General features: G+C 60.9%; 25 protein-coding genes. 14 read left to right on the top strand and 11 right to left on the bottom strand.

What is annotated here, in order from left to right; translation table 11 throughout:
- Positions 1-185 precede the first annotated feature (185 nt).
- A complete protein-coding gene (locus CEJ45_RS23575) occupies positions 186-1,067 on the bottom strand; it encodes a LysR family transcriptional regulator (protein WP_167386324.1) in 882 nt (293 codons plus the stop codon).
- 185 nt (positions 1,068-1,252) lie between these two features.
- On the opposite strand from CEJ45_RS23575, the gene CEJ45_RS23570 reads away from it, so the two are divergent.
- Together CEJ45_RS23570 and CEJ45_RS23565 are read left to right on the top strand one after the other, a co-directional pair.
- Positions 1,253-2,008, top strand: a complete 756-nt coding sequence (locus CEJ45_RS23570) for an SDR family oxidoreductase (RefSeq protein WP_088757430.1) — start codon at positions 1,253-1,255, stop codon at positions 2,006-2,008.
- Positions 2,009-2,123: 115 nt separating this feature from the next.
- Entirely contained in the window at positions 2,124-3,641 is a 1,518-nt protein-coding gene (locus tag CEJ45_RS23565) for a lyase family protein (RefSeq protein ID WP_088757429.1), read from the top strand.
- Positions 3,642-3,708: 67 nt separating this feature from the next.
- On the opposite strand, the gene CEJ45_RS23560 is transcribed toward CEJ45_RS23565, so the two are convergent.
- Together CEJ45_RS23560 and CEJ45_RS23555 are read right to left on the bottom strand one after the other, a co-directional pair.
- Complete coding sequence (locus tag CEJ45_RS23560) at positions 3,709-4,131, bottom strand: EamA family transporter (RefSeq protein ID WP_088757428.1); 423 nt, start codon at positions 4,129-4,131, stop codon at positions 3,709-3,711.
- Between the two features lie 54 nt (positions 4,132-4,185).
- Positions 4,186-5,271: an alpha/beta fold hydrolase gene (locus CEJ45_RS23555; RefSeq protein WP_088757427.1), complete on the bottom strand. Its 1,086-nt coding sequence runs from the start codon at positions 5,269-5,271 to the stop codon at positions 4,186-4,188.
- Between the two features lie 205 nt (positions 5,272-5,476).
- Here CEJ45_RS23555 and CEJ45_RS23550 point away from each other — a divergent pair, with 205 nt between their 5' ends.
- From CEJ45_RS23550 to CEJ45_RS23540, 3 genes are all read left to right on the top strand, one after another.
- Complete coding sequence (locus CEJ45_RS23550) at positions 5,477-5,860, top strand: acyl-CoA thioesterase (protein WP_088757426.1); 384 nt, start codon at positions 5,477-5,479, stop codon at positions 5,858-5,860.
- Between the two features lie 183 nt (positions 5,861-6,043).
- On the top strand, positions 6,044-7,291 hold the full coding sequence (locus tag CEJ45_RS23545) for an MFS transporter (protein WP_088757425.1): 1,248 nt from the start codon (positions 6,044-6,046) through the stop codon (positions 7,289-7,291).
- A gap of 62 nt (positions 7,292-7,353) precedes the next feature.
- Positions 7,354-8,274 (top strand): LysR family transcriptional regulator, encoded by a 921-nt coding sequence (locus tag CEJ45_RS23540; RefSeq protein WP_088757436.1) that lies wholly within the window; start codon positions 7,354-7,356, stop codon positions 8,272-8,274.
- 109 nt (positions 8,275-8,383) lie between these two features.
- Here the strand turns inward: CEJ45_RS23540 and CEJ45_RS23535 are convergent, their stop codons facing one another.
- Entirely contained in the window at positions 8,384-9,073 is a 690-nt protein-coding gene (locus CEJ45_RS23535; RefSeq protein ID WP_088757424.1) for an SDR family NAD(P)-dependent oxidoreductase, read from the bottom strand.
- Positions 9,074-9,299: 226 nt separating this feature from the next.
- Complete coding sequence (locus CEJ45_RS23530) at positions 9,300-10,220, bottom strand: LysR family transcriptional regulator (protein WP_088757423.1); 921 nt, start codon at positions 10,218-10,220, stop codon at positions 9,300-9,302.
- A gap of 143 nt (positions 10,221-10,363) precedes the next feature.
- Here CEJ45_RS23530 and CEJ45_RS23525 point away from each other — a divergent pair, with 143 nt between their 5' ends.
- From CEJ45_RS23525 to CEJ45_RS23505, 5 genes are all read left to right on the top strand, one after another.
- Positions 10,364-10,924 (top strand): carboxymuconolactone decarboxylase family protein, encoded by a 561-nt coding sequence (locus tag CEJ45_RS23525; RefSeq protein WP_088757422.1) that lies wholly within the window; start codon positions 10,364-10,366, stop codon positions 10,922-10,924.
- A gap of 134 nt (positions 10,925-11,058) precedes the next feature.
- Positions 11,059-11,592, top strand: coding sequence for a carboxymuconolactone decarboxylase family protein (locus tag CEJ45_RS23520; protein ID WP_088757421.1), 534 nt, complete (start codon positions 11,059-11,061; stop codon positions 11,590-11,592).
- 38 nt (positions 11,593-11,630) lie between these two features.
- The gene (locus tag CEJ45_RS23515; protein ID WP_088757420.1) at positions 11,631-12,263 is read left to right on the top strand and encodes a glutathione S-transferase family protein; all 633 of its coding nucleotides are present in this window, start codon (positions 11,631-11,633) and stop codon (positions 12,261-12,263) included.
- 64 nt (positions 12,264-12,327) lie between these two features.
- Positions 12,328-12,999: a peroxiredoxin-like family protein gene (locus CEJ45_RS23510; RefSeq protein ID WP_088757419.1), complete on the top strand. Its 672-nt coding sequence runs from the start codon at positions 12,328-12,330 to the stop codon at positions 12,997-12,999.
- A gap of 93 nt (positions 13,000-13,092) precedes the next feature.
- Entirely contained in the window at positions 13,093-14,034 is a 942-nt protein-coding gene (locus CEJ45_RS23505; RefSeq protein ID WP_088757418.1) for a DMT family transporter, read from the top strand.
- A gap of 291 nt (positions 14,035-14,325) precedes the next feature.
- Here the strand turns inward: CEJ45_RS23505 and CEJ45_RS23500 are convergent, their stop codons facing one another.
- The 5 genes from CEJ45_RS23500 to CEJ45_RS23480 all read right to left on the bottom strand — a co-directional run bounded on the left by CEJ45_RS23500 (position 14,326) and on the right by CEJ45_RS23480 (position 19,021).
- A complete protein-coding gene (locus CEJ45_RS23500; RefSeq protein ID WP_088757435.1) occupies positions 14,326-14,721 on the bottom strand; it encodes a hypothetical protein in 396 nt (131 codons plus the stop codon).
- Positions 14,708-15,163, bottom strand: a complete 456-nt coding sequence (locus CEJ45_RS23495; protein WP_088757417.1) for a hypothetical protein — start codon at positions 15,161-15,163, stop codon at positions 14,708-14,710. Before CEJ45_RS23495 ends, CEJ45_RS23500 begins: the two co-directional genes overlap by 14 nt.
- 71 nt (positions 15,164-15,234) lie before the next feature.
- Complete coding sequence (locus CEJ45_RS23490; protein WP_241517416.1) at positions 15,235-17,313, bottom strand: TonB-dependent siderophore receptor; 2,079 nt, start codon at positions 17,311-17,313, stop codon at positions 15,235-15,237.
- Positions 17,314-17,654: 341 nt separating this feature from the next.
- A complete protein-coding gene (locus tag CEJ45_RS23485; protein WP_088757434.1) occupies positions 17,655-18,533 on the bottom strand; it encodes an AraC family transcriptional regulator in 879 nt (292 codons plus the stop codon).
- A gap of 41 nt (positions 18,534-18,574) precedes the next feature.
- Positions 18,575-19,021, bottom strand: coding sequence for a winged helix-turn-helix transcriptional regulator (locus CEJ45_RS23480; RefSeq protein WP_420913321.1), 447 nt, complete (start codon positions 19,019-19,021; stop codon positions 18,575-18,577).
- Positions 19,022-19,137: 116 nt separating this feature from the next.
- On the opposite strand from CEJ45_RS23480, the gene CEJ45_RS23475 reads away from it, so the two are divergent.
- Positions 19,138-20,040, top strand: coding sequence for an aromatic alcohol reductase (locus CEJ45_RS23475; protein WP_338152880.1), 903 nt, complete (start codon positions 19,138-19,140; stop codon positions 20,038-20,040).
- A 256-nt stretch (positions 20,041-20,296) separates the two neighbouring features.
- Here CEJ45_RS23475 and CEJ45_RS23470 read toward each other — a convergent pair whose 3' ends face one another.
- Positions 20,297-21,217, bottom strand: coding sequence for a LysR family transcriptional regulator (locus tag CEJ45_RS23470; RefSeq protein WP_088757414.1), 921 nt, complete (start codon positions 21,215-21,217; stop codon positions 20,297-20,299).
- 204 nt (positions 21,218-21,421) lie between these two features.
- Here CEJ45_RS23470 and CEJ45_RS23465 point away from each other — a divergent pair, with 204 nt between their 5' ends.
- The 3 genes from CEJ45_RS23465 (at position 21,422) to CEJ45_RS23455 (ending at position 24,789) form a co-directional block, all read left to right on the top strand.
- Complete coding sequence (locus CEJ45_RS23465) at positions 21,422-22,627, top strand: MFS transporter (RefSeq protein WP_088757432.1); 1,206 nt, start codon at positions 21,422-21,424, stop codon at positions 22,625-22,627.
- 543 nt (positions 22,628-23,170) lie between these two features.
- Positions 23,171-23,518 (top strand): RidA family protein, encoded by a 348-nt coding sequence (locus tag CEJ45_RS23460; protein WP_088757413.1) that lies wholly within the window; start codon positions 23,171-23,173, stop codon positions 23,516-23,518.
- 32 nt (positions 23,519-23,550) lie between these two features.
- A complete protein-coding gene (locus tag CEJ45_RS23455) occupies positions 23,551-24,789 on the top strand; it encodes an NAD(P)/FAD-dependent oxidoreductase (protein ID WP_088757412.1) in 1,239 nt (412 codons plus the stop codon).
- Positions 24,790-25,150 lie beyond the last annotated feature (361 nt).

The raw sequence follows: 25,150 nt of genomic DNA, 5'->3' as shown, positions 1-25,150 counted from the left end.
GTCTAAGTAGGCTACTGCTGGCAGAACAGCAGGTTCCATCACCGGTGTTCTGGCGTGAAACAGTTGAAACAGCGACTTTCAGGTCGCACCTGTATGGATGCACAGTATATCGTTTCCTGCCCGAAGCGACGTATTTTCCTCCATCAAGGTGAAGGATCATGCAGCCCTTCCGGCCGCCCGGCCGCTCAGATCCTGCTTGCCAGCTCGGCGGCAAAGAATTCCGTCACAACCCGCACCCGTTGCGGGATGAAGCGGCGGCGCGGCCAGACCAGGCTGATGTCGCGCGTCTCGGACAGGTAGGCATCGAGCACGGTGACGATGTCCGGATGGCGCATCTCGCCCACCAGCGAAGCCCGGTTGAAGAGACCAATCCCCACGCCCGCGCGCACCGCCGAGAGGATGGCCTCGACCGTATTGGCCGACAGGTTGCCCTGCACCGCCACACTGAAACGCCCTTGCGGTCCGCTGAAGGGCCATTCGCGCATGTCGTTGTAGATCAGGCAGTTGTGGCGTGCCAGGTCCTGCGGTGTGCGCGGCAGGCCATGCCGCCTGAAGTAGCTGCGCGCCCCCACGCAGACCAGCGAGGTACTGGCCACGCGCTTGACCACGGCATCGGGATGCTGCTGCGGACTGACGCGGATGGCGAGATCAATGCCATCGGCCAGCAGGTCGCGCACGCCATCGGCAAACTGCAGGTCGAGCCGGATGCCGGGATGGCGCTTGAGCAGCAGCGGCACCAGCGGCAGCACGTGCAGGCGGCCGAAGGTACCGGAGGTGGCCAGCCTGACCAGGCCGGCGGGTTCCTGGGACGTACTGGAAAGCTCGGCATCGGTCTGGGCCATTTCTTCCAGCAGCGGCACGGTGCGGGCGTAGTAGGTGCGGCCGTGATCGGTGAGGGTCACGCTGCGGGTGCTGCGATGGAGCAGCGCCACGCCCAGGCGCCTTTCCAGCGCGCCCACGGCCTTGCTGACGGCCGATTGTGATTCGCCCAGGCGGCGAGCTGCGGCCGAAAAACCACCGGTTTCGACGACGGCAACGAAGGCCGTCATTTCCTGGAATCTGTCCATGGGTGCTCGCTATCAAGAAAAGCCCGGGGGCCGATTTATTCCAAAACAGAATAACAGCAATGGCAATCGACGGGATTATCAGCAAAGCACAAGGTAATTAGCATCATCGTTGCCACTGGCCGCTGCGCTTTGCAAGGCCGGCTTCATTGAATGCCTCTTCACTTTTGAACCGACAGGATTCCATCATGACTACAGCAAGCCAAGCTCCCTCCCTCTCCCTCACCGGCAAGAAAGTCGTCGTGGTCGGCGGCAAGACCGGTATCGGCCTGGGCATCGCCCGCGTCGCACTGGCCGCCGGCGCCACCGTCGTCGTCGCCAGTCGCCGCATCACCTCCCTTGAAGCCCGCCCTGACCTGGCCGGCTTCCAGCAGGCGAACCTGGACATGCGCGACGAAGCCGCCGTACGCGCCGCCTTCGCCGCCATCGGTCCTTTCGATCACCTGGTGGTCACGGCTGCACCCGACATCGGCACCTGGGGCGGCTTCATGGATGCCGACATGAGCGGCGTGCGCAGCTATGTGGAAGGCAAGTTCCTCGGCACCTGGGCCTGTGCCCGCTACGCCGCGCCGCTGCTGGGCAAGGGCGGCACCATGACTTTCCTCAGCGGTGGCATGGCAGTGCGGCCCAAGCTTGGCTTCACGGCGGTGACCTCCAGCTTCGCGGCGGTCGAGGCGCTGTCTGCGTCGCTGGCGGTGGAACTGGCACCGACGCGGGTCAACACCATCCGCCCCGGCTATGTGGAAACGGACATGTGGAATTTCCTCCCGGCCGAAGTGCGGGCGGGCATGTCGCAACAGGTGGCGGCCAGCTTCCCGGCGCGCCGGGCGGGCCAGGCGGAAGACATCGCCCATGCGGCCCTGTTCCTGATGACCAATCCCTACGTCACCGGCACGGTACTGGACGTGACCGGCGGCGAGAACCTGGTCAACAGCATCGGCTGAAAACAGGACGTGCCGGGTGTGCAGGGTGTGTGATTGAGCGGGCAGAAACCAAGATTGCGTTTGCCCGCTAAGATAGGCGCCCTGCACAGTCCAATCAAACCCCCAGGAGACCGCCTTGCCCAAGCTTTCCACGCTCGCCTTTGCCCTGTCCGCCGCCCTGCTGGGCAGCGCTGCGCCCCTGCACGCGCAGCAGGCCCCGCGCCATGATGAATTCTTCTGGCTCGGCGAAATCAACAAGGCCACGGCCGTCATCAATACCGACGAAGGCCTGCTGGATAAATCGATGACGCCGCTGGTCGTCAAGGGTATCCGCAAGGTGCTGGCCGATGGCGAACTGCCCGGTGCCAAGCGGCCCACGCTGGTGATCACCTTCGAGCCGCTGCTGATCCAGGCGGCCGGTCCGCAGATCACGCTGCTGCACGCCGGCCGTTCCAGCCAGGACATGCTCTCCACGCTGCGCGCGGCGATCCTGCGCGAAGACCTGCTGACGCTGGCCAACCAACTCAACGCCACCACGGCCGCACTGGTCAAGCTGGCCGCCAGCCAGCGCGACACCATCGTGCCCAACTACACCAATGGCGTGGCCGCCCAGCCCAACAGCTACGGCCACTACCTGCTGGGCTTTGCTGCCGCACTGGACCGCGATGCCCAACGCCTGCGCGAAGCCTATGTCCGCCTGGACCGCTCGGCCATGGGCACCACCGTATTGAACGGTACCAGCTGGCCGCTGAACCGGCAGCGCATGGCCGACTATTTGGGCTTTTCCGCCATCGTCGACAACGCCTATGATGCGGCGCAATTGTCGGCCGTCGATGGTCCGGTGGAAGCGGGCGCTGTGGTCTCCTCCATCGCCCTGCATGCCGGCGCCTTCATCCAGGACGTGATGACGCAATATGCGCAGCCGCGTCCGTGGATCCTGCTGCAAGAGGGTGGCGCCAATACCTATGTGTCTTCGGCCATGCCGCAGAAGCGCAATCCGGGCCTGCTCAACAGCACCCGGCGCGATGCCTCCACGGTCATTGCCGAGGGCATGGGCGTGGCCATCGTGGCGCACAACCTCCCGCCCGGCATGAGCGATGCCAAGGACGTGAAACCCAACAAGGAGATGGTGCTCAATACGGTCAAGGTGCTGAAGAACTGGGAGAGCATCCTGGGGGCACTGGTGATCGATCCGAAGCGCGCACTGGAAGAACTCAACAGCGACTGGACCGCTTCCCAGGAGCTGGCCGACGTGCTCATGCGCAAGTACAAGCTGCCCTTCCGCGTGGGCCATCACTTCGCCTCGGAAGTGGTGGAGTATGCCAAGGCCAACGACATCCGCCCGCTGGACTTTCCTTATGCCCAGGCGCAGCGCATCTATCACGAGGCGGTGTTGAATTCGGAATTCCCGCAGGCCCTGCCGATGTCGGAACAGGAGTTCCGCAGCACCCTCGATCCGGTGGCCATCGTGCGCAATCGCGCCACCGTCGGCGGCCCGCAGCCAGCCGAGATGGATCGCATGCTGCGCGAAGCGACTGCGCGCGTGGCCCAGCAGGATGCATGGATCAAGGCCCGGCAGCAGCGCATCGCAGGCGCGCTGCAGAAGCTGGATGCGGATTTTGACCGGATGGCCGTCTCGGCGGGGGTAAAGTAAGACGCGCGGCATGGGCCCCGCGGGCGTGGCCGCACGCGCTCGCAACGCGCGGGCCCCGCAGCTTGGCCTAGCCGCGAGAAATCACCAGCAATCCCGCTGCAATCAACGCAGCCCCGATCAGCTTGGCCGGGGTGATGACTTCATTGAGGATCCACACCGCCATCAGCAAGGCCACGATGACACTGCCCTTGTCGATGAGCGCCACGGTCGAGACATCGCCCGCCTTGATGGCCTTGTAGTAAAACACCCAGGAGACGGCGGTAGTCACACCCGACAGGCCGAGCCAGAGGACGTTCTGCCAGGTGACCGCACCCAGTTGCGCCGCCGGCACCACGGCCGCGGCGAACATGAGGACGAAGACGAACACGAAGCAGGTCCGGATGGCCAATCCCAGGTCGCTGGAGATGCCGGTCAATCCCAGTTTGGCGATGACCGAGGTGAAGCCTGCGAAGGCCATGGAAATGAATGCGTAGGCGATCCAGCGTTCCATCGTTTTATCCTTGAATGAAGATCAGGTAAGGCAACAAGCGCAGCCCTCTGTCATTCAGCGCCCGCCTTGCGGCGCAAGAAGCTTGAGCAGCTGCGCATGAAACAGCTCCGGCATCTGCATCTGCGGTGCATGGCCAGCGCCGGGGAAGACGACCAATGTCGAGTGCGGGATGGCGGCAGCCGCCTCCCGCCCAAGGACCGCATAGTTGCCCAGTGCAGCCCGCAATTCCGGCGGCGCGAATTCCTTGCCGATGGCGGTGCTGTCCTGGTCGCCGATCATGAGGACCGTGGGCGTCTTCAGGTTCTTGAGTTCGTAGACTACTGGCTGGGTAAGGATCATGTCATACAGCAGTGCGGAATTCCACGCCACCCGCTCCTTGCCCGGCCCGCGATACATGCCGGCCAGCATCTGCACCCAGGGCTCATAGTCCGCGCTCCACTGCCCGGAGAAATACGTAGCGCGCTCGTAGTTGCGGATGCGCTCGGCCGTCGTACCGAGTTCGCGCGCATACCACTGGTCCACCGATACCGGCGGCACGCCCTTGGCGCGCCAGTCTTCCAGGCCGATGGGGTCGACCAGCACCAGCTGCCGGGTCTGCTGTGGATAGGTCAAAGCATAGCGGATGGCGAGCATGCCGCCGGTAGAGTGGCCGACCAGGATGGCCTGATCGATGCCGAGCGAGTCCAGCAAGGCGTGCGTGTTGGCGGCCAGTTGCTGGAAGCTGAACTGGTATTGCTCGGGCTTGCTGGATTTGCAGAAGCCGATCTGGTCCGGTGCAATCACGCGGTAGCCGGCATGACGCAGGACGTCGATGGTCTGCTCCCAGGTACCGGCGCAGAAATTCTTCCCGTGCAGCAGGACGACGGTACCGTGCGGGACGCTACCGGCTGCAGGCGCCACATCGAGATAGGCCATCTCGATGTCCTGGCGCTGTGAGTGGAAACGATAACGCGAGACCGGCCAGCGGTAGTCGAAGCCCTCCAATTGGGGGCCATAGACGGGGGCATCTCCCCTGTCAGGCAGCGCTGCAGCATTGGCAGCATTGGCAGCAGGTGCCAGCGTCGGCAGAGCGGCCAACAAGCTGAACAGGGTGGCAGCCAGGGAGGCTTTCGTACGAGGCAGGAAATGGGGGAAAGGCATAAGCGGAATCAGGCAGGTGAGATCAGGATGGCGGTTTGCAGGCGATATCGGCGATGGTAGCCGGATTCGCAAAACAAGGCCGGGCTTGACTTCGTTTTACCGGCCGGACCGTTCGCCATGTCCCGGCTCGTGGAGGTAGACGGCAGTCCTGCCGTGCGATTATCTTGTCAACGATTTGATTGATCTGAACGAAAGGAGCAACACCATGTTTTCAAAACAGTTTGAAGTGGATCCAAAGCATATCGATTTCCAGGGCGTGGTCGACGGGCTGTATTACCCGTTTTATATGGAATGGACGCGGCACGCCTTCCTCAAAGAAGGGCTGGGCATCGATATCGAAGAAGCCTTCAAGCAGGGCCAGGTCTTCATGGTGCTGGAATACTCGCTGCGTTTTCGCAAGAGCCTGCAGAAGGGGGACACGATGGAGGTCACCTGCGAACTGCAGAAACACGAGAAGCGCAGCCGGGTCAATTTCGTGCAGCAGATCAAGGTAGGAGACGTGGTCTACGCCGAGGCGGTCTTCGTGGGAGCCTGCTTCATGAACAATCGTCCCTTCGTGCCTGAGGCCATTGCAGCGGCGCTTGCGTGAGCAAACCGACGCAGAAACTCCGGCGCAAACCTGGCGGGTATATTATTTTTTGCATCTTCCATTAGTGACTTCCTGTCACTTCATTTCTGATATTGATGCTATCGCCGACTCTTGGACAGAAGATGAAAATTCGGGTGTGCGTTAACACGCCCCATTCGAATCATCTTCCCTACAGGAGTCGCCATGCCTTCATCTTCGCCTGCCACTGGCACTGCCACCGGCAATTCCCGCTCTTCTTCCGGCCTGTGCGCCACCCATCCCCCCAAGGGGGCCAGCGTGCGCACATGGCTGGCCATCCTGGCACTGGCGGTCGGGTGCTTCAGTTTCGTGAGTTCCGAACTGTTGCCGGTGGGCCTGCTGGGCCCGATTGCCGACGGCATCCATCTGTCAGTCGGCATGACCGGCTTGCTGGTCACCGGCTTTGCGCTCTTCGTGGCCCTCACCGCCGGCCCCCTGACGGTATTGACCGCGCGCTTTGACCGCAAGTGGCTCATGGTGGCGCTCATGGGCATCAACCTGGCCGGCAACGCCCTGGCCGCCTCGGCCAACAGTTTTGCCATGCTGCTCCTGGCCCGCCTCATTGTGGCCGCAGGCATCGGCATCTTCTGGTCCATCGCCACGGCCATGGCGATCCGCCTGGTCCCCGAGCACCAGGCCGTCAAGGCCACCTCCGTGGTGCTGGGCGGGCTGGCGGTCGCCTCGGTGCTCGGGGTGCCGCTTGGCACCTTCATCGGCCAATCCCTGGGATGGCATGCCGCCTTCCTGGTGCTGGCCGGGCTGAGCCTCCTGGTTTGCCTGTGGGCCTGGGCGCTGGTGCCGTCCTTGCCCTCGCAAGGCAGCGCCTCCCTGAAAGCCATTGCGGTGGCCTACCGCCACGGTCCGATCCGCTTCATCTTCTTTGCTACCTCGCTGGTGATGACGGGCAATTTCCTTGCCTACACCTACATCACCCCGTACCTGCAGAACGTGACCGGCATCGCACCTTCCTGGATCAGTTCATTGTTGCTGGTGTATGGCCTGGCCGGCGTGCTGGGCAATTTTTCCATCGGCCGCTTCATGGCGCGCTCGCTGCGCGCGGCCCTCATCGGGACCCTCGTCGTGCTCATCGCAAGCATGGCCTTGCTGTGGGCCTTTGGCGATGTCAAGCCGGTGGCCATCGCCTCGCTCGTCCCCTGGGGAATGAGCTACGCTGCCCTGCCCGTCCTGCTGCAGACCTGGGTATTCCGGGCCGCCCGCCAGACCGGCGATTCGGAAGCCGCGCTATCATTGTTCGTGATCGCCTTCAACGGCGCCATCGCCACCGGTGCACTGGCCGGCGGGCTGGTGGTCGACACCCTTGGCCCGAAAGCGCTTGCGCCGCTGGCAGGAATGGCCATGGTGCTCTCGCTCTTGCTGGTCATGCGCTCCAGGCATGCGCGCGATCTGCCATGATGCGCTCGGCTGCACTGGCCATGCATGACAAGGAAATCGTTCATTGTTTCTGGAAGGAAGGCATGACATTCGACGAACGCATGTTTAGCGGGATGGGCGTCCTGGCAGCGGTAGTCAAGGGCGGCAGCTTCGCGGCAGCCGCCGAGGCCCTGGACATGACGCCGTCGGGCGTGAGCCGCGCCATTGCACGGCTGGAGCAACGGCTGGCGGTGCGGCTGTTCGAGCGCACCACGCGCTCGGTGTCGCTCTCCGAAGAGGGACGCCGCTTGTACGACCAGATCGCTCCCCTGCTCTCGGCCCTGGAGGAAGCCGCCGGGACCATGGCCGAAGGGCGGCAGAGCGTGCGCGGGCGGCTGCGGGTCAATATCGATCCCTTCTTTTCGCGACTGATCCTGGGCCCGCGGCTGGGCAGCTTCATGCGACGCCATCCGGACCTGCGGCTCGATCTCATCACCCGCGAGCAGCTCGGCGACATGGTCGCCGAAGGCTTCGACCTCGCCATCCGCTTCGGGGAGCCCGCCTCTTCCTCGCTGATCTCGCGCAAGTTGCTGGATACCCGCATCCTCACGGTCGCGTCGCCCGCCTACATCAAGGCCCATGGCCGGCCTGACACGCCGCGCGAACTGGAGTCGGGCAAGCATGTCTGCATCCAGTACCGGGATCCGGAAACCGGAAGACCTTTCGCCTGGAACGTCAAGCGTGGCCGCAAACTGATCGCCTTGCGCGTGGATGGCCCCTTGCTGGTCAATGACGTGGGCACGATGCACAGCGCCTGCCTGGCCGGCTTTGGCGTGGCACAGGTGATGGAACTGGGGGTGGAAAACCTGCTGGCCGAAGGGCGGCTGATCAATCTCCTGCCGCACTGGAGCGATGAACGCTTTCCGCTGCATGCCTTCTATCCCTCGCGCAACTATCTCCCGGCCAAGACCCGTGCTTTCCTGGATTTTGTCTTGTCGATCACCGGGCAAGCGGCGGGAGACTGAAGGTCTGCCGGACTGCACGCCTGTACGCCATCGATGGCAGATGATGGGCCTCAACAGGCGTGTGCCCGGCAAGGGCCGGGCACATGGGTGATACGACAGCGATGGCAGATTACCAGGGCAAGCTGCGGTCGAAGCGGTCAACGAAGCGCAGGCCCGGCTTGCCGTGGTTCTTCTCCAGCATGTCGACCACCAGCGGAATCGTCTCCTCCACGGTGAAGCTGGCCCCCGGCCCGCCCATCTCGGTCTGGATCCAGCCGGGAGCCACCACCAGCTTGGCGCGCTGGTCCCCGGGCCGGGCCGCCGCGTAACACTTCATGAGCATGTTCAGGGCTGCCTTGCTGGAGGCGTACAGGTCCCAGCCACCCTCATTGCCGGTGATGCTTCCCAACTCCGATGACATCGCGGCAATGGTGCCGTCCGGCGCCACCATGTCGTCGAAGATTTCGATGAAGCGCATCGGGCTGAAGGCATTGACCAGCATCATGTCCAGGAAGTCCTGGACCGGCGCAGTGCCGGCGCTCTCGTTGATGGACTTTGCGATGCCCGCATTGATGAACAGCATCTCCAGGGTGCGGCCCTCAAGCCGCTGGCGCAGCGCCCTGACACTGGCTTCGTCGGCGATATCCGCCACCTCTTCTTCAAGTGCAGAGCCAAAGCGCACCTTCAAGGCATCCAGCGCCGAGGACGGCGTACGAACCGTCGCCAGCACCTGCCAGCCGCGCAGGCAAAATTGTTCGACCAGCGCCAGACCGAGGCCACGCGAGGCCCCGACGATGAGGATAGCTGGCTTCTTTTCCATATGATTCTCCCTATGAAAGTCTTCATGATGACCGCATCGCATGCGTTCGCTGCGACCGGAACAAGGTGGCCTGAGCGCGTTCAGGGAGAGATAATTTAACGTAAAAGCATGGATGACTTTGACGTGATTACGTCACTTGAAAAGTGACACAGCGTCATGAATCGCCATCGCGACATTCCTGCGGCAAGTCATGCTCGTCGCACCCGCGAGGGCCGGACGGCAGACCTCAATCCTGGGCCTCCACCGGAGGCGCCGCCCCCTCCCCCATCATGATCTCTTCCACGAAAGCCGCAAACGCCCGCGCCTTGGCGCTTGCCAGGCGGCCGGAAGGATAAAGCGCCCAGACATCGATGGTCGGCAGGGACCACTCGGGCAGAAGCTGGCACACCGTGCCGCGCGCCAGCTCAGGGGCGAACATCCATTCGGACACGATGGCCACGCCCACGTCCGCACAGACGGCAGCCCGCACGCCCTCGGCCGCACTCACGCGCAAGTGCCCGCTGACTGTGACCGAGACTTCGGCGCTGTCCCGCTCGAAGGACCAGGTCGTCGCGCCACCGGCATCGGACAGGTAAACCACCGCCTCGTGATGCACCAGGTCGGCCGGCTTCTGTGGCACACCACGCTGTGCCAGGTAGGCTGGCGTGGCCACCACCATGCGGCGCCCCGTGGCGACCCTGCGCGCCGTCATCGAGGAATCGCCGAGATTGCCCATGCGCAGCGCGATGTCGATGCCGTTCTCCAGCAGGTCGATATGGCGGTCGTCGAGGACCACTTCGATCTCCAGCTGGGGATGGTGCTCCATGAAACGTTTGATATGGGGAATCACATGCAGCCGCGTGAAGGTGACTGCCGCCGAGACGCGCAGCTTGCCCACCAGGTCGGCGCTGACACCCCGGACCACGCTGTCGGCCTCGTCGGCCATTGCGATGGCGCGTTTGGCCGACTCGTAGTAGGCCTGCCCCGCTTCGGTGGGCGTCAGGCCGCGGGTGGAGCGCAACAGCAGCCGCGCCTGCAGCCGTTCTTCCAGTTGCGCGATGGCCTTGGACACGGCGGGCTGCCCTACCTCCAGGCGACGTGCCGCCGCCGAGAACGAGCCGGTTTCCACCGTGCAGACATAGGTTTCCATCAGGGCGAGTCGGTCCATTGCATTCCTTTGGCAGGCCCTAGGCCTGCGCTTGAGTATTCCGTGAAGGAATGAATTATATGCGCGCTGCCGGTCTACCCGGGCCATGGGCGCTGGCCGATGATTCAGGGGTCGCAACGACATCCACCCACAGGAGAATGACCATGAGCAAGTTCACCGTCTACACGCAAGATACCGCCCCCGAAGCCTCCAAACCCGTCCTCCATGAGGTCAAGAAGGCCTTCGGCTTCATTCCCAACCTGCAGGCCAACATGGCGCACTCCCCCGAGCTGCTGGCGGGCTACACCGCCCTGTGGGACCTGTTCGCCAAGAGCAGCCTGACCCCGCATGAACAGCAGGTGGTCTACCTCACCGCCAACTTCGAGCACAGCTGCCATTACTGCATGGCTGGCCATACCACGCTGGCCAAGATGATCAAGATGGACGCCGCCGTCATCGCCGCCTTGCGCGCCGGTACTGCACTGCCGGATGCCCGGCTGGAGGCCCTGCATCGCTTCACCACCCTGGTCGTGCGTGATCGCGGCTTCGTTGCCGAGGCCGACGTCGAGGCCTTCATCGCCGCCGGCTACACCCGCCGCAATGTGCTGGAAGTGGTCCTGGGCGTGGCCACCAAGGTGATGAGCAACTACACCAACCACCTGGTCGGTACCGAGCTCGACAGCTTCATGGCGGGCAACGAATGGACCAAGCCCGCACTGGGCTGATCGCACGCCGCCTTGATCGCCGCTTCTACGGTTGCAGGAATACAGGCTATGCCATCCGGCTGGCTACCCCGGCGCGATCAAGGCGCCCATAGTTCGCCCTGTCGCAACCCTTTACTGAACCCCAAGGACATCTCATGAACACCTTCACCATCCCGACCGCCGCTACCGTCTCTCCCGCCAACCAGGCCATCTTCGACAATCTTCGCAAGGGCCTGGGCATGGTGCCCAACCTGTACGCCACGTTCGCCCACTCGGAACATGCGCTGGGCAATTACCTGACGCTGCAGAACGGCAAGAGCTCGCTCACGGCCAAGGAGCGCGAAGTCATCAACCTGGTGGTCAGCCAGGTCAACGAATGCGCCTACTGCCTGGCCGCGCACACGGTGCTGGGTGGCATGGTCGGCTTCACACCCGAACAGATCATTGCGATCCGCAAGGGTGGCGCTGCCTTTGACGCCCGCCTGGATGCGCTGGCCCGCCTGGTCAAGAGCGCCGCCGAACACCGCGGCCATGCCGCCCCCGCGCTGGTGGACGCCTTCTTCGCGGCAGGCTATTCGGAGGGCAACCTGGTCGACGTCGTGATGGTGATCGGCGACAAGATCATCACCAACTACCTGCATGCCCTGACCCAGGTGCCGGTCGATTTCCCGGCCGCGCCTGCGCTGTAAGCACGGCCGGCCCTCGCCACCCTTCTTGAGGATGCACCATGTACCAGCTCCACGCCTTTGCCACGCCCAACAGCATCAAGCCCGTGATCGCCCTGGAAGAGTTGGGCCTCGATTACCAGATCCACACCGTCAATGTGCGCCAGGGCGAACAACGGTCGGCCGATTTTCTCGCCCTGAACCCGAACGCCAAGGTCCCCGTGCTGACAGTGATGCAGGACCAGCAGCGCGTGGTGCTCAGCGAGTCGGCGGCGATCCTGGTCTATCTGGCTGAACGGCACGGGGCCTTGCTCCCGGTGGAGGGGGTGGCACGCGCCCGCGTCTTCGAGCAGCTTTTCTTTCACGCTTCCGCGCTCAGTCCGGCCTTCGGACAGGCGGGCTATTTCCGGAAGCTTGCGCCTGAAGCGCTGCCCCATGCGATTGCACGATTCCACGGGGAAGCATTGCGCACGCTGGGCCTGCTCGACCGTCTGCTGGCGCAGCAGCACTTCGTCGCCGGCAGCAGTTATTCCATTGCCGACATCGCCCATTTCGGCTGGATCTGGCGCAGCCAGTTTGCCGGCGTCGATCTGGAGGCCAGCCCGCATGTGGCGCGCTGGTTTGCCACGATGTCGCAACGCCCGGCAGTACAGCGCGCCATTGCCCGGGTGGAGTCGCTGTTGCCACCGGCTTGACGATGCCGGCTGCCGTTGCCCCGTTCACACGATCTGCCAAACACCCTTCAAAGGAAAAACCATCATGACACTGCAAGACAAACTCGACGCCTTCAAGGCTGACTTCAAGGGCGGCAAGGCCCCCTACTTCGCCCCTCCCGAGATCCACCCCGTGATGGAGCGCGCCACAGCCGAACTGATCGCGTCCGGTCAAGCCGGCCGTGCGCTCAAGGCCGGCGACCGCGCGCCGGAATTTATCCTGGCCGACCCGGACGGCAATGCCGTTTCATCGGCCGAACTGCTTGCCCGCGGGCCGCTGGTGATCAGCTTCTATCGCGGCGTCTGGTGCCCCTACTGCAACCTCGAACTGCAGGCCTTGCAGGAATCCTTGCCGCGCTTCCGGGAACTGGGCGCGAACCTGGTGGCCATCTCGCCGCAGACCGCTCCGAACAGCCGCAAGTCACAGCGCCAGAACAAGCTCGACTTCCCGATCCTCTCCGACGTACGCAATGAGGTGGCAGCTGCATTCGGCTTGCGCTTCAGCCTGCCGGACTACCTGGTCGAGCTGTACAAGAGCCTGAAGAATGATCTGCCCGCCTTCAACGACGACCCGGCCTGGACCTTGCCGATGCCTGCGCGCTACGTCATCGGCCAGGATGGCGTGATCGCCTACGCCGAAGTCAACCCCGACTACACCCGTCGCCCGGAGCCCGAGAGCCTGCTGCCGGTGCTGCAGCACCTGCTGGCGGCAAAGTAATCCACGGTCCTTGCCGTGAGCGCACTGGTGCCGGCCGCAGAGGCGTACAGCACCAGTGCTGCCCTTCACCCACATCGAACGGGACGCAACCCCATGCAGAATTCACTCTCCCCCTCCCCCACGCGGCCCGAGGGACATCACACTTTCGCCCGCGGGATACTGATCGGCTTGCTGGCCGCCGGTATCGGCGCGCTCTACACCGTCTTCGCCCGCTGGGGAATCAATCGCGGGCTGCAGACCTTTGACCTGACGGCGCTGCGTTTCGGTGTCGCCGGGCTGGTCACGGCGCCGGTGCTGGCGATGGCCTGGATCAGGGACCAGCGTCAGTTCACCGACCGGTGGAAGACCTGGCTGGGGATCGCCCTGCTGGCAGGCGTACCCTTCGGCATGCTCATGTTCGGCGGCCTGCAGTTTGCGCCGGTCAGCCATGCGGCGGTGTTTCCCTTTTCGGCCATGAGTGTCATGGGCATGCTGCTGGGCGCGATCTTCACAGGTGACCGCATCACCTGGCGCCGCTCCATGGGCATCCTCGCGGTGCTGGGCGGGCTGTTGCTGGTGGCGGGGCTCAACGCATCCAGCTTCACCGGCACCACGCTCATGGGAGACGCCATGTTCATCCTGGCCGGCACGCTCTGGGCGGGTTTCGGGATCGTCCTGCGCAAGAACCGCCTCGATCCCCTGCTGGCCACGGCCGTCATCGCCTTCTCGGCACTGATCACCTATGTTCCGCTCTACCTGGTTCTGACGGGGGCGCGCTCCCTGCTTGCTTCGTCGCCGCACGTGCTGTGGACGGAAGTGGTCATCCAGGGCCTGATCGCCGGTGCCGGAACCCTGTTCACCTATGCCAGGACGGTTTCCCTGCTCGGCGCCGGCCGTGCTGCGATCTTCCCGGCCCTCACGCCAGGTTTGGCGGCACTGCTGGCGTGGCCGGTGCTGGGGCACATGCCGACGACTGCAGAGACGACGGGCTGTGTCGTGGTGATGGCGGGGCTGATCCTGGCGGTGACGGGCGGTGCGCAGCGGCGTGGCAACTAGGGCCTGTTCACATTCAATCTGTGAGTGCGAGAGGTCGCCAAGCGTTGGCTGCCTAGGCGCAGCTCCTTGCCGTGGTGGTGCCACGGCAAGGAGCTGCAACAACGGCAGGCGACGCTTGGCGGCCTCTCCCGGAGGGTTGCCCCCAGAAGGCGCGCTGGCCGCGTTGCACGTCAGGGCTGGTGGCACCACCACCAGCCCTGACGCGCGCCTTGCCACCACGCCTTCTGGGGGCAACGCATCTCACAGATTGAATGTGAACAGGCCCTAGGCTGCAACAGGGAAAAGAGCCAGTCACCCCTGCCCGTTGCGCGCCAGCAGGTCCCTCGCCATCGTCTCGGCCTGCTCACGCGAACCCGCCAGCAACAGCGGGTATCCCCAGAACTTGGCAAAGACGACCGCGAAGGGCTTGAAGCCCATCCGTTTGGCCGCGTTGGGCTCCACCACGATCATGGCCAGCACCAGCTTGCGCAAGGCTTGCTTGTGCTGCTTCATCCAGAGGGCGGTGCGTTTCTTCTCCTCTGCGGAATGCTCGTGGTCCTCGGCCGGGACGGTATCGGTAAGCAGCACGAAGGGCTCTTCGCGTTGCAGGTTGCTTTCAAATTCCGAGAAATCCTGCTCGTGATCATGTCCGGGTTGCTGGGCGAGATTCATCCATACAAGCGGGAAATCCGCACTATTCATCGACATGGCCTGCTCCTTTGCGATTGAGGTTGCGCCAGGTGACCGTGATGGCGAACACGCCCGGCAATGAAATGAAGAACACCGCCGAGAAGGCAATGTGCCAGCCATCGCGCAATCCATCGGCAATGCCGCCCAAGGTGTTGAGGACAACCAGCAGGCTGCCCAGGATCAGCGCGCTCCATCGGGTCGCGCGGTGGGCGGACAGTGCGAGCAGGACCGTGATGATCCAGCAGCCGTAATAGGCGGAAAACATCCACAGCACCTTGGTCTCGAAGGTGATGGCAGGCGCGCTGCCCTGCGTTCTCACGAAATCGTTGACGTAGAAAAACAGTTGGAAGCTCACGAAGAGTACGGCCCCGATGGCAGTGGCCAGCCAGAACAAGGCGGTCTTGTCCGGATGCCGGATCGGCAGAGGATGCGCGGGGGAAATCGGCGCCTGAGTTGACATATCATTTTTCCAGATGATTAAAAGAAGAAGTCATAAGAAGTGCTGATGACGAGAAGGGCGACTGCGCAGACTCAATACCGGTAGTCCAGCGTCACCATCATGTTGCGTGGAGCACCATAGGTCACGGTATCGAAGTCCCCCTTCTGCAGCGCGTACGTCTTGTCGAAGAGGTTGTTCACGTTGAACGCCACCGTGGTCTTCTGCGAGACGGCATAACGCGCCATCAGCGATGCTAGGGCATAGCCGCCCTGCTGGCCGCCCAAGGTGCTGGTGCCGGTATTGGCCGCCTCGTAGATGCCGCTCTGCCATCTCACGCCGCCCCCCACCGTCAGCTTGTGCCACGCGCCGGGCAGACGATAGGTGGTGAACAACTGCGCCGTGGTACGCGGCAGCTGCGAATTCAGACGCACACCATTGCCATCCTCGGCGATGAAATGGGAGAGGCCTGCGTAGACATTCCAGCCGCGTGCCAGCTCGCCCTGCAGGTCCACTTCGACCCCGCGCGACTTGGTGCCATCTGCCCCGCTGTAGGCTTGCGCGCCCGCAGGGGTGAACGCACCGGCCACGATCTGGGCCGCGTTATCAAGCCGGGTTTCGAACAGGGCAACGGAGGCTTGCAGGCGTCCTTCGAGGTACGCCCCCTTCAGGCCGATCTCCGTCGTCTTTCCCGTGGCCGGGGTGAGGACGTTGCCCTTGCTGTCCTGGTAGTCGGTTTGTGGATTGAAGATGCGCGTATGGCTGAGATAGGCCGAATAGATCCGGTTGATGTCGTAGACCAGCCCCGCATAGGGCGTCAGGACACTGTTCTTCTCGTAATGCATCGCAGCGCCGCCGACGCTGTTGTCAATTTCATAGTTGCTCACGCGTGCGCCGACGATGAGCTTCAAGGGATCGGCCAATGACAGACGGGCCGCACCGTAGAGACCACTTTGTTTGATCACGGTGCTGGTCGGAACCGACGACATCGCTGCGAAATCCGGACGGGCAAATGGTGTGCTGAGGTCATTGATGTTGACCGGCAAGAAGCCGGCATAGAACGGGGCGATGTCATTTTCGTCCGAGGTGCGGCGGGAGGTCGTGGCGCCCACGATTGCCTCGTGATGGCGGCCCAGCAGTTCGAAGGGGCCGCTCATCATCACGTCGAAGGTGTTGGTGCGGCTGCTGCCCTGCGACGCGAGGGCAACCGGATACGCCCCGAAGGGATAGGCGCCCAGCCCGGTGGTGCGGTCCGGACGGCCGACCAGCCCGAGCAGTTCGGCATTGAAATCGGTGCGGTATTGGCTGGCCATGGCATGCAGTTTCCAACCGTTGTCGAAACGATGATCGAGCTCGGCAAAGGCTGTCTTGAGGGTTGTGTCCCAATGGCTCCAATCCTGCGCATAGCTCTTCGACGAGGCGTAGGCAGCCTGTGTCCCGTCGCTGAACCAGAGCGGCAAACCGCCCCAGGTAGCGCCGGCCGAGGTGATGTGCTGGTCGTCATAGCCCAGGCTGACGGTAGTGTGCGAACTCAGGTCGGCCTCGACGATGCCGTAGAACGTCTTCTTGCCGGGCTTGTAGCCATCGATGTAGGAATGTCCGTCCTGATCGCTGCCGACCAGCCGCGCGCGGATGCGGCCGTCTGCTGTCACAGGAGTCGAGAGATCGACCATGGCGCGATGGGTATCCCAGCTGCCTGCGCTGAGCGAGGCCGTCGCCGCGACATCCTGGGTCGGCCGCTTGCGCACCAGATTGATGGCGGCCGACGGGTTGCCCGTCCCGGTGAGCAGGCCGGAACTACCCCGCACCACCTCCACGCGATCATAGAAGGCGGTATCGACCGCACTGATCCCGCTGCCATTGACGGTATTGCCGAGTACCGTGGGGATGCCGTCGTACTGCACATTGTTGATCAGGAAGCCGCGCGAATAGAAACTCGTGCGCTCGCTATCGGATTGGTAGGGCGTGATACCGATGGTGTTCTCCAGCACGCCCTGCACCGAGTTCAATTGCTGGTCATCCATGCGCTGGCGAGTGACTACCGTCACCGCCTGCGGCGTCTGCTGCAACGACAGCGGCAAGCGCGTCGCCGCCGCCGTCTCGCCGGTGGTGTAGGCGCCGCTACCTTCCGTGGTCGCCGACTCCGCATGCCCGGTGACGGTGATGGCCGGCAAGCTGGTTTGCGCTTGCGCAGCCGTCCCGGAATCAGGCCGGCTTTGCAGGACTGGCGATGCATCCGCGGCGAAGCTGGCTTGCGCCCCGAGCAGGACGGCGGCCGCGACCGCCGAATTCAAGACCTTGTGGGGCGTGCGCCAGGGCAAGTCGCACGCGGCCCTGGCGGAGAGCCGGCCGGAGAACGCGGGGGCAGGTAGAGCGACGAAGCGACGCGATGATGAAACAGCATGGCGAGAGGACATAAACGATAATCATTGTTATTTGGAGCAGCCATTTAACAATGAAGATCGGTTGTCGCAATAGCGAAACCAGGCCAGAGTATTTCGCATTTCGGCCACGATCAGGGCTTGGTAGGCCGGCGCAATTCAGGAGCGGTGTGCAGTCGGCAGGGTGATGCCGGTACCGGTGCGGGAACCGGGCTGTCCATGCGATCGGAGAGATAGCGAGCCGGCGACTTCCCGGCGGCCTTGCGGAACATGGTGATGAAGCCACTGGCGTTTTCGTAGCCCAACTCCAATGCCACGGTCTGTACGCTGTCGCCCTTGGTCAGGCGCTGCAGCGCCAGGATCACGTGCAACTGGCGCCGCCAGCGGCCGAAGCTCATGCCGATTTGCTGCTGCAGGAGGCGGCTCATGCTGCGCTCGCTCATGCCGATGCGATGGGCCCAATCGGCCTTGGCGGTCTTGTCGGTGGGATCGGCCAGCAGCATGTCGGCCAGACGCCGCAAGCGCAGGTCGCGCGGCATCGGCAGATGCAGGTCTTCCACCGGCGCGCACACCAGCTCGTCAAGCAAGGCGGCGATGAGGCGCTCTTCTCGCCCGCCCAGGGGATACAGCTCGGGAAAACCTGCCGCCTTGAGCAAGAGCTCGCGCAGCAAGGGCGACACGGAAATGGTGCAGCAATTGGTCGGCAGATCCGGGGCGGCATCCGGCTCCACGAAGAGGCAATAACACTCCGTCTCCCCTGCCCCACGGGCGGCATGGGGCAGGTCGCCCGGAATCCAGACGGCGCACTGCGGGGGCACGATCCAGACGCCGTCCTCGACTTCGCAGTTGAGCATGCCGCGCACCGAATAGATCAGTTGCGCCTTGCGATGCTGATGCCTGGCGTTCTCCCAGTCCTTTGCGACCGATGTGGTGCCGAGGGCCACGACGGGACGAGAGACGCTGTCCACGTCCCGGGGAGCCACGACCTGGCCGGTGATTGCAATGCGCGACATGATGTTCTGGATGGGCTCGTGCAAGACGAATGTAAGGGGGACTACCAGCTCCGGTGAATATTTTCTCCGGCCTCGGCCTGGCGATCAAAGGCATGCCGCGCGTGGCGGAAGTCCTCCGCGTGCTCCACCACCCAGGTCCAGATCGGTGACATGCGCAGCAGCAATTCCTTGCCCAAGGCAGTGAGCTCGTACTCCACGCGCAGTGGCTTTTCATCGGTTTCGTGACGCAGCAGCAGACCATCGCGTTCCAGTGCGCGCAGCGTCTTGGTGAGCATGCGCTGGGTCACGCCACTGAGCTGGCGCTTGAGCTCGGCGTGGCGCAGCGTGCCGTACACGCCCAGCGCGTGCAGGATGCCGAGGGCCCAGCGGCTGCCTGCATGCGCAAGGACATCGCGCCGGACGCCATCGTCATCCTCGCGCAAGGTCTGGCAGATGGCTTCTGCCTCCTTCAGTGATTCGTCTGCGATGATTGCTGTCCTTGGTATCATCCGTGTGCCTTCTTGAGAGCGTTGCGTGATCGTGCAACCATGCGGCCATCTTATCAGCAACGACCCTCAGGACAGATCATGCATGCCACACCGCAACTCCCCCTCAATCCATCCTCGTGCTGGGCGCAGGCGAACTCGGCCTCCCGGTATTGCGCAACCTCGCCCGCGTGGCGGAACGCGCGCCGGGGTCGGCCATCAGCGTGCTGCTCAGGGAATCGACGATCAACTCCCAGGTCCCCGCCAAGAAAGCGGAGATGGACGAACTCCGCGCCTTGGGAATCCGGATGGTGGCGGCAGATCTCGTGAACGATACGATCGATCAGCTGGCAGAAATCTTCGCGCGCTTTGATACCGTCATCGGCTGTGCCGGCATGGTCGCCGGCCGCGAGACGCCGATGAAGCTCGCCACGGCCGCCTTGCGCTCGGGAGTGAAGCGCTACTTCCCGTGGCAGTTCGGTGTCGATTTCGAAGCCATCGGACGCGGCAGTCCGCAGGACCTGTTCGATGCACAGCTCGACGTGCGCGAACTGCTGCGCGCGCAGAACAAGACGGAATGGGTCATCATCTCGACCGGCATGTTCACCAGCTTCATGTTCGAACCGGTGTTTGAAGTGGTGGACTTCGCCAATGACACCGTCAACGCCCTGGGCAGCCTGGACACCAGCGTGACCCTGACTACGCCGGACGACATCGGCGTGCTGACGGCGGAGATCGTCTTTTTCGAGCCCCGCTTCAAGAATGAAATCGTCTATCTGTCGGGTGATACGGTGACCTACGGCGAGGTGGCCAATATTCTGGAACGTGTCCTCGGACGCCCGTTCCGGCGCAATGTCTGGAGCGTGCCTTACCTGCTCGACGAACTGAAAAAGGATCCCTCTCATCACATCAAGAAATACCGTGCCGTCTTTGCACAGGGCAAGGGTGTGGCCTGGCCGAAGGCAGGGACGTTCAATGCGCGGCAATCGATTGCGGCCACCACTGCAGAGCAGTGGGCGGAGAAACACATCAAAGGAAAGTGAGCCGGGGCCAGGCGACATCCTCCGGGATGTGCTTGAGAATGATGAGTTGAAAATCGACCTATAAAAAGCAATGCATTAGCGCGTCTGCTTGCATCGATGATGGCCGTTTTAGCGTCTCGTATGAGCCCGAAGTCGATGTACCGGATCTTGTTGGTTCTCATCTCCTGATGACAATTTCCGGCATGGGAGTGAATCAACTCATCTCGAATATCTCTTAGTTCGTCGTATCACTGGCAGCAACAAAAGCTTCACGCAATCAGGCATATTCAGAAGCCCGATCGATTAATGTATTGAGGAATGAACGCGCTGCCTGAGGTAGTGTCCGGCCCGATAGCGACTGAATTTCTAAATAAAGAGCATTCATATCTTTGTCTTTAATTGGCACCGCGACCAACTTGCGTGTTCGCAAATATTCCCTGATCGGAATTTGCGCTGAAAAGCCAACTCCGTTACCAGACATCACAAAGGACAGCAGTGCGCTAATCGAGTCTGCTGACAGCACGGGCTCCAACACGACGTTACTCCTGCTACAGCAGGCGTCAATCAAACGTCGCATCGTAATATTCTTTTTCGGCATTCCCAACGGGTACTGGGCGAGCTCAGACAAGCTCACTCGTTTTCGCCCAGCCAAAACATGATCGGGATGCATGACAGCCATGATCGGCGCCTTTTGCGAAAATTCAACCTTGATATCCGGGTCCGGCGCCAACATGAATGTCAATCCCAGATCAACCGTGCCCTCCCGTACCAGCTGAGCTACGGATTTCGCGTTGCCAACCGACAAGTGAAAACGGATACCTCGGTGTCGTTCTCTAAATTGCGCAATAGCATGTGGAACAAATTCCAACGCAAAACCCTCGGTACAAGCCAACTTGACCTCGCCGCGGCGCAAACCTTTCAATGCAGCCAGTTCGTTGCCGACACGTTCAGCTTCCAGCTGCATGCGCAAAGCATGTGCAGCTAGAAGCTCACCTGCCGCATTGGGCCGCATGCCACGAGATATGCGCTCGAAAAGAGGGGTATCCAACGCATCCTCAAGACGCGAAATTTGCCTGCTAATGGCAGAAGAGGCGACATTGAGAGTGATTGCCGCCTCCGTAATTGACCCACGCCGGACTACTTCAAGGAAATAGCGCACGGCCGTTTCTTCAAGAATTCTTGTATTGGAGGATGTCATGTGTGGATTGTAGGACTGGTATGCCGATTCGGCAATTATTTCTTCGAAAACCTGTACTAGTGGCAAACCACTTGCGCACTTAGAATGCGTGCAAAGTCGTGGTCAAGACGGATCTCCGACCCGCCAATCACGATGGCAGGATTACTGCCACTCACGTTAAAGACAACTGACACGTGGGACTTACTCGTCAAGCAGGGGCTCATCATGATTTCCGCAGTGCAAACAAGATTCTACAAATATGCCGTCCTGGCGCTGCTCTACCTGGGTTGGTGTATTTCATATATCGACCGAGCCGCCATTACCTTCGCGGCAACTCACATCGCCAGCGAATTCCACCTTGAGCCATCCGATTTAGGACTCCTTTTGTCCAGTTTTTTCTTAGGTTATTCGCTTCTGCAATTGCCGGGTGGATGGCTCGCTGACCGCTTCGGATCAAGGCCTGTAATCGTCATATCAATCTTGATGTGGTCACTGTTCACAGGTTTAACGGGTATGGCCTGGTCCATCACCAGCCTGGTTGTGATTCGATTTTTCTTCGGGATTGGAGAAGGTTCGTTTCCCGCTGCCAGTATCAAGGGCGTAGCAGAGCATTTTGACAAGGGCGAGCGCCCTAAGATGTCTTCTGTTCTGATGTCGTCCAACTACATCAGAAGCATGCTTGCCCCTGTCATCATCGCACCGTTGATCCTGCATTTTGGCTGGCGGAATGTATTTCACTACATCGGAATCGTCGGCATCATTTTCGCCATTGCATACTGGCTCTGCGTGCGGCCGTTGAGCGAGCGAACGGACGGTGGCAAAAGACCAGTCAACAGCAAGACAATCAATGAATTAATGCGACTACCATTGATGTGGCAACTTGTGGCGGTATGGTTTGGCCTCTCTGTTGTCAACAAAGGCCTCGATTCCTGGATGCCGACATACTTGATGACAGTTCGCGGATTAGATTTAAAAGCGGTTGGTCTATTGCTTCCTCTTCCCTACGTGATGGCGGGGATATCCACGGCAATCGGAGGCTGGCTGATGATGCGATTCTTCAATGGTCGAGAGCGGGTAATGCTTGTGGTCAGCTCCGCGTTGACAGCTCTATTTGTCTATTTTATGTATGTCGCCAGCGATGTAACCGGAGTGATCATTTTTCAATGCCTGGCCTACTTCTTCAAGTCGTTCGTACTGGCCGCCTGCTTTGCTCTGCCGACCAAAATCCTGGACACAAGGCTAATTGGCAGCAGCGTGGGCATGGTTAATCTCGGAGGGCAGGCAGCGGGATTCATATCTCCATTGGTCATCGGGATACTCGTCAGCGCTTTCTCCAATTATAACTACGCGTTTGCATTCCTGGTCTCGGCAGCCATCTTTTCCGTGGTGGTGAGCTTCTTCATTCGTACAGAAAAGAGTCAACCCATCTGACTGGACTCTGGATGCCCGCCGAGGATCTCTCGTTAGAGAAAAATGCATCGTTGAAAGATAGAAAGCCTCCAGGCTTGGCAACCAATTCTACCCTCTCGCTTCCCTGCGGAGCTGACCACAATAGCATGCCATTTGGAATTCAATTAATCGCGACCTTTCACGCCGATGAGTACGATGAGTATTTACCGTGGAGCGTGCAATACAGAAATGGGGGAAAAAGTTCAGCACCGTTCCAAGACCAATTGGGGAGCGCCCCTATTCATTCGAGATAAAGTCATCGATGCTGAGCTCAAGTCCATTGTCACGCATCCAGCGCTCTGCACTCCTGGAAAGGCCTCCTTCTCTGCGTGCCAGCGCGTCTGAATAAACTAATAGAGACGGTCTATTACATAAACGAAAAAAAGATGATTTGAAGTGCCATTGAACGATTGATAGCATCCACCAATTATCTCGAAAAGACATACTCGGCGCTGCTTTGCATGCGGCGACTTTTGGATGGTCTGCATGTGCGCCGCATTTTCACTAAACATTAAGAACTAGCCGATGAGCCAATACTCTTCCCTCCCCTTCTCCAAACTCCGTATTGTCAATGGACTGGCATTTCTATCGGGCGAGGTGCCACTGACGTCGGAAGGCACCATTCCGGAAGGCATCAGCGCTCAAACACAACTTGTCATTGAGCGCATTGCGCATACGCTGGGAGAAGCGGGGCTCAAGCTGACCAATGTGGTGAGCACAACGGTCTACCTCACTGACAAAAACGACTTTTCTGAATTCAATGAGGTTTATCGCAATTTCTTTTCCGCTCCCTATCCGGCACGGACCACCGTTGTCGCTGATCTGGTCCTGCCGGCCAAAATTGAAATCGCGGTCGTAGCTTCTGTAGACTAGAAACTTAACGGTCGACGGCCAAAGGAAGAAAAATGACAAAACAAATAATTGTTCTGGGGGCCGGAATGGTTGGCGTCAGCACCGCGCTTGCCCTTCAAGAACGGGGCTATGACGTCGCACTTGTAGATCGCCGAGCGCCAGGACAAGAGACCTCATACGGAAACGCAGGATTTATACAGCGAGAAGCCGTACGCCCATACGCATTTCCGCGGGAATGGCAAACACTGCGCAAGGTGATTGCCGGCAGTGGCAATGACGTCCACTACAACTTGGCAGCAACATTGAAAATACTGCCTACGCTAGCGCGCTACTGGCATGAATCCGCTCCGGTCAGATATTCCAGAACAATTGCTTCCTATGCGGCGCTTATACAGCACAGCATCTCCGAGCACGAGAAACTTATTGAGGCTGCGAATGCGGGTGAATTAGTTCGGAAAGATGGATGGCTGGAGGCTTATCGGAATTCTGAAAAATTCGATAAGACCGTAAAGCAAGCCAATACCATCGCTGCCGAACATGGGCTCAACGTTGCATTTTATGATAGCCAAGGTCTTCAAAGAGCCGAGCCTGCTCTCAACAATGCTTTAGCCGGTGCGATTCATTGGCTAGACACATGGACGATCAGTGATCCTGGAGAACTTGTAGAGCGGTACGCTGCACTATTTCAGCGCAACGGTGGCACTATTCTTAATTGTGATGCTGACACGCTGCGCTTCAACAACAATGGATGGCAGGTGCACACGTCTGATGGACCGATAACGGCATCAGATGCGGTAGTGTGCTTAGGTCCGTGGGCCGCGAAACTCGTCGAACCACTAGGATATAAAATCCCGCTTTTCATAAAAAGAGGCTACCACCGGCACTATAAATCTGAAAGTGGACTCAAGCTCCCACTTCTGGACGCTGAACGCGGATATGCCTTGGTACCGATGAAGCGAGGCCTTCGCATTACCACCGGCGCAGAATTTGCCGAACTTGGAGCGCCTCCCACCCCTGTTCAATTGAGTGCAGCAGAAGTCTTTGCAGACGAATTGCTACGCCTGGGTGCTCCTGTTGAGTCAAATCCATGGGTGGGAGCTCGTCCGTGTGTCGCGGATATGTTGCCACTCGTGGGCTCCGCCGGCCGACACCGCGGCCTTTGGTTCCATTTTGGCCATGGACATCAAGGATTTACTCTTGGCCCGACAACTTCCAGATTATTAGCTGACCTGATTACTGGCAGCTCACCCTACATCGATCCTAGGCCATACGATCCTAGACGTTTCGGATAGCCGGCTTTTGTGCAGAGCTTGTCTGCCAAGTTCCGCACGCGAAGTACGGCTCCAAAACTATCCCTTTGCCGCTCATGTCTGCGTTCCCTCTAAGGGAACGCAGAGTGTTCACGACTATTGCCATCCGCAGTCGAACTTGAGTAGAAAAGCGCCTTCATGTCTCTGTGCAATAACTCTGCAATTCAATTTTCCTATCTTTTAAAAATATGAAATCCATTAGCAGCAGCATCAAACTTGGCGGAGCATTCATTGGTCTGATGGCAGGCGTCTAAAGTGGACCCCGAATTTGAGACACTGATTTAAGCTGTCGTCCTGGAAGGGATGACGAGAATGAGTGAAGCAAAGAAGAAGCGAAATAGCT

Source organism: Herbaspirillum aquaticum (assembly GCF_002213425.1).
Taxonomy (GTDB): Bacteria; Pseudomonadota; Gammaproteobacteria; order Burkholderiales; family Burkholderiaceae_D; genus Herbaspirillum; species Herbaspirillum aquaticum.
Note: the sequence above shows the minus strand (reverse complement) of the source record. Positions and strands in the feature narration are given on the sequence as shown.

What these genes read in the sequence shown, in the direction of transcription:
- CEJ45_RS23455 (WP_088757412.1), top strand. Translation starts at nt 23,551, where the DNA reads ATGACAAAACAAATAATTGTTCTGGGGGCCGGAATGGTTGGCGTCAGC.
- CEJ45_RS23555 (WP_088757427.1), bottom strand. Translation starts at nt 5,271, where the DNA reads ATGCCTTTCCCCCATTTCCTGCCTCGTACGAAAGCCTCCCTGGCTGCC.
- CEJ45_RS23460 (WP_088757413.1), top strand. Translation starts at nt 23,171, where the DNA reads ATGAGCCAATACTCTTCCCTCCCCTTCTCCAAACTCCGTATTGTCAAT.
- CEJ45_RS23515 (WP_088757420.1), top strand. Translation starts at nt 11,631, where the DNA reads ATGTACCAGCTCCACGCCTTTGCCACGCCCAACAGCATCAAGCCCGTG.
- CEJ45_RS23535 (WP_088757424.1), bottom strand. Translation starts at nt 9,073, where the DNA reads ATGGAAAAGAAGCCAGCTATCCTCATCGTCGGGGCCTCGCGTGGCCTC.
- CEJ45_RS23530 (WP_088757423.1), bottom strand. Translation starts at nt 10,220, where the DNA reads ATGGACCGACTCGCCCTGATGGAAACCTATGTCTGCACGGTGGAAACC.
- CEJ45_RS23505 (WP_088757418.1), top strand. Translation starts at nt 13,093, where the DNA reads ATGCAGAATTCACTCTCCCCCTCCCCCACGCGGCCCGAGGGACATCAC.
- CEJ45_RS23550 (WP_088757426.1), top strand. Translation starts at nt 5,477, where the DNA reads ATGTTTTCAAAACAGTTTGAAGTGGATCCAAAGCATATCGATTTCCAG.
- CEJ45_RS23465 (WP_088757432.1), top strand. Translation starts at nt 21,422, where the DNA reads ATGATTTCCGCAGTGCAAACAAGATTCTACAAATATGCCGTCCTGGCG.
- CEJ45_RS23500 (WP_088757435.1), bottom strand. Translation starts at nt 14,721, where the DNA reads ATGTCGATGAATAGTGCGGATTTCCCGCTTGTATGGATGAATCTCGCC.
- CEJ45_RS23510 (WP_088757419.1), top strand. Translation starts at nt 12,328, where the DNA reads ATGACACTGCAAGACAAACTCGACGCCTTCAAGGCTGACTTCAAGGGC.
- CEJ45_RS23470 (WP_088757414.1), bottom strand. Translation starts at nt 21,217, where the DNA reads ATGACATCCTCCAATACAAGAATTCTTGAAGAAACGGCCGTGCGCTAT.
- CEJ45_RS23485 (WP_088757434.1), bottom strand. Translation starts at nt 18,533, where the DNA reads ATGTCGCGCATTGCAATCACCGGCCAGGTCGTGGCTCCCCGGGACGTG.
- CEJ45_RS23545 (WP_088757425.1), top strand. Translation starts at nt 6,044, where the DNA reads ATGCCTTCATCTTCGCCTGCCACTGGCACTGCCACCGGCAATTCCCGC.
- CEJ45_RS23575 (WP_167386324.1), bottom strand. Translation starts at nt 1,067, where the DNA reads ATGGACAGATTCCAGGAAATGACGGCCTTCGTTGCCGTCGTCGAAACC.
- CEJ45_RS23525 (WP_088757422.1), top strand. Translation starts at nt 10,364, where the DNA reads ATGAGCAAGTTCACCGTCTACACGCAAGATACCGCCCCCGAAGCCTCC.
- CEJ45_RS23560 (WP_088757428.1), bottom strand. Translation starts at nt 4,131, where the DNA reads ATGGAACGCTGGATCGCCTACGCATTCATTTCCATGGCCTTCGCAGGC.
- CEJ45_RS23540 (WP_088757436.1), top strand. Translation starts at nt 7,354, where the DNA reads ATGACATTCGACGAACGCATGTTTAGCGGGATGGGCGTCCTGGCAGCG.
- CEJ45_RS23495 (WP_088757417.1), bottom strand. Translation starts at nt 15,163, where the DNA reads ATGTCAACTCAGGCGCCGATTTCCCCCGCGCATCCTCTGCCGATCCGG.
- CEJ45_RS23570 (WP_088757430.1), top strand. Translation starts at nt 1,253, where the DNA reads ATGACTACAGCAAGCCAAGCTCCCTCCCTCTCCCTCACCGGCAAGAAA.
- CEJ45_RS23480 (WP_420913321.1), bottom strand. Translation starts at nt 19,021, where the DNA reads ATGATACCAAGGACAGCAATCATCGCAGACGAATCACTGAAGGAGGCA.
- CEJ45_RS23520 (WP_088757421.1), top strand. Translation starts at nt 11,059, where the DNA reads ATGAACACCTTCACCATCCCGACCGCCGCTACCGTCTCTCCCGCCAAC.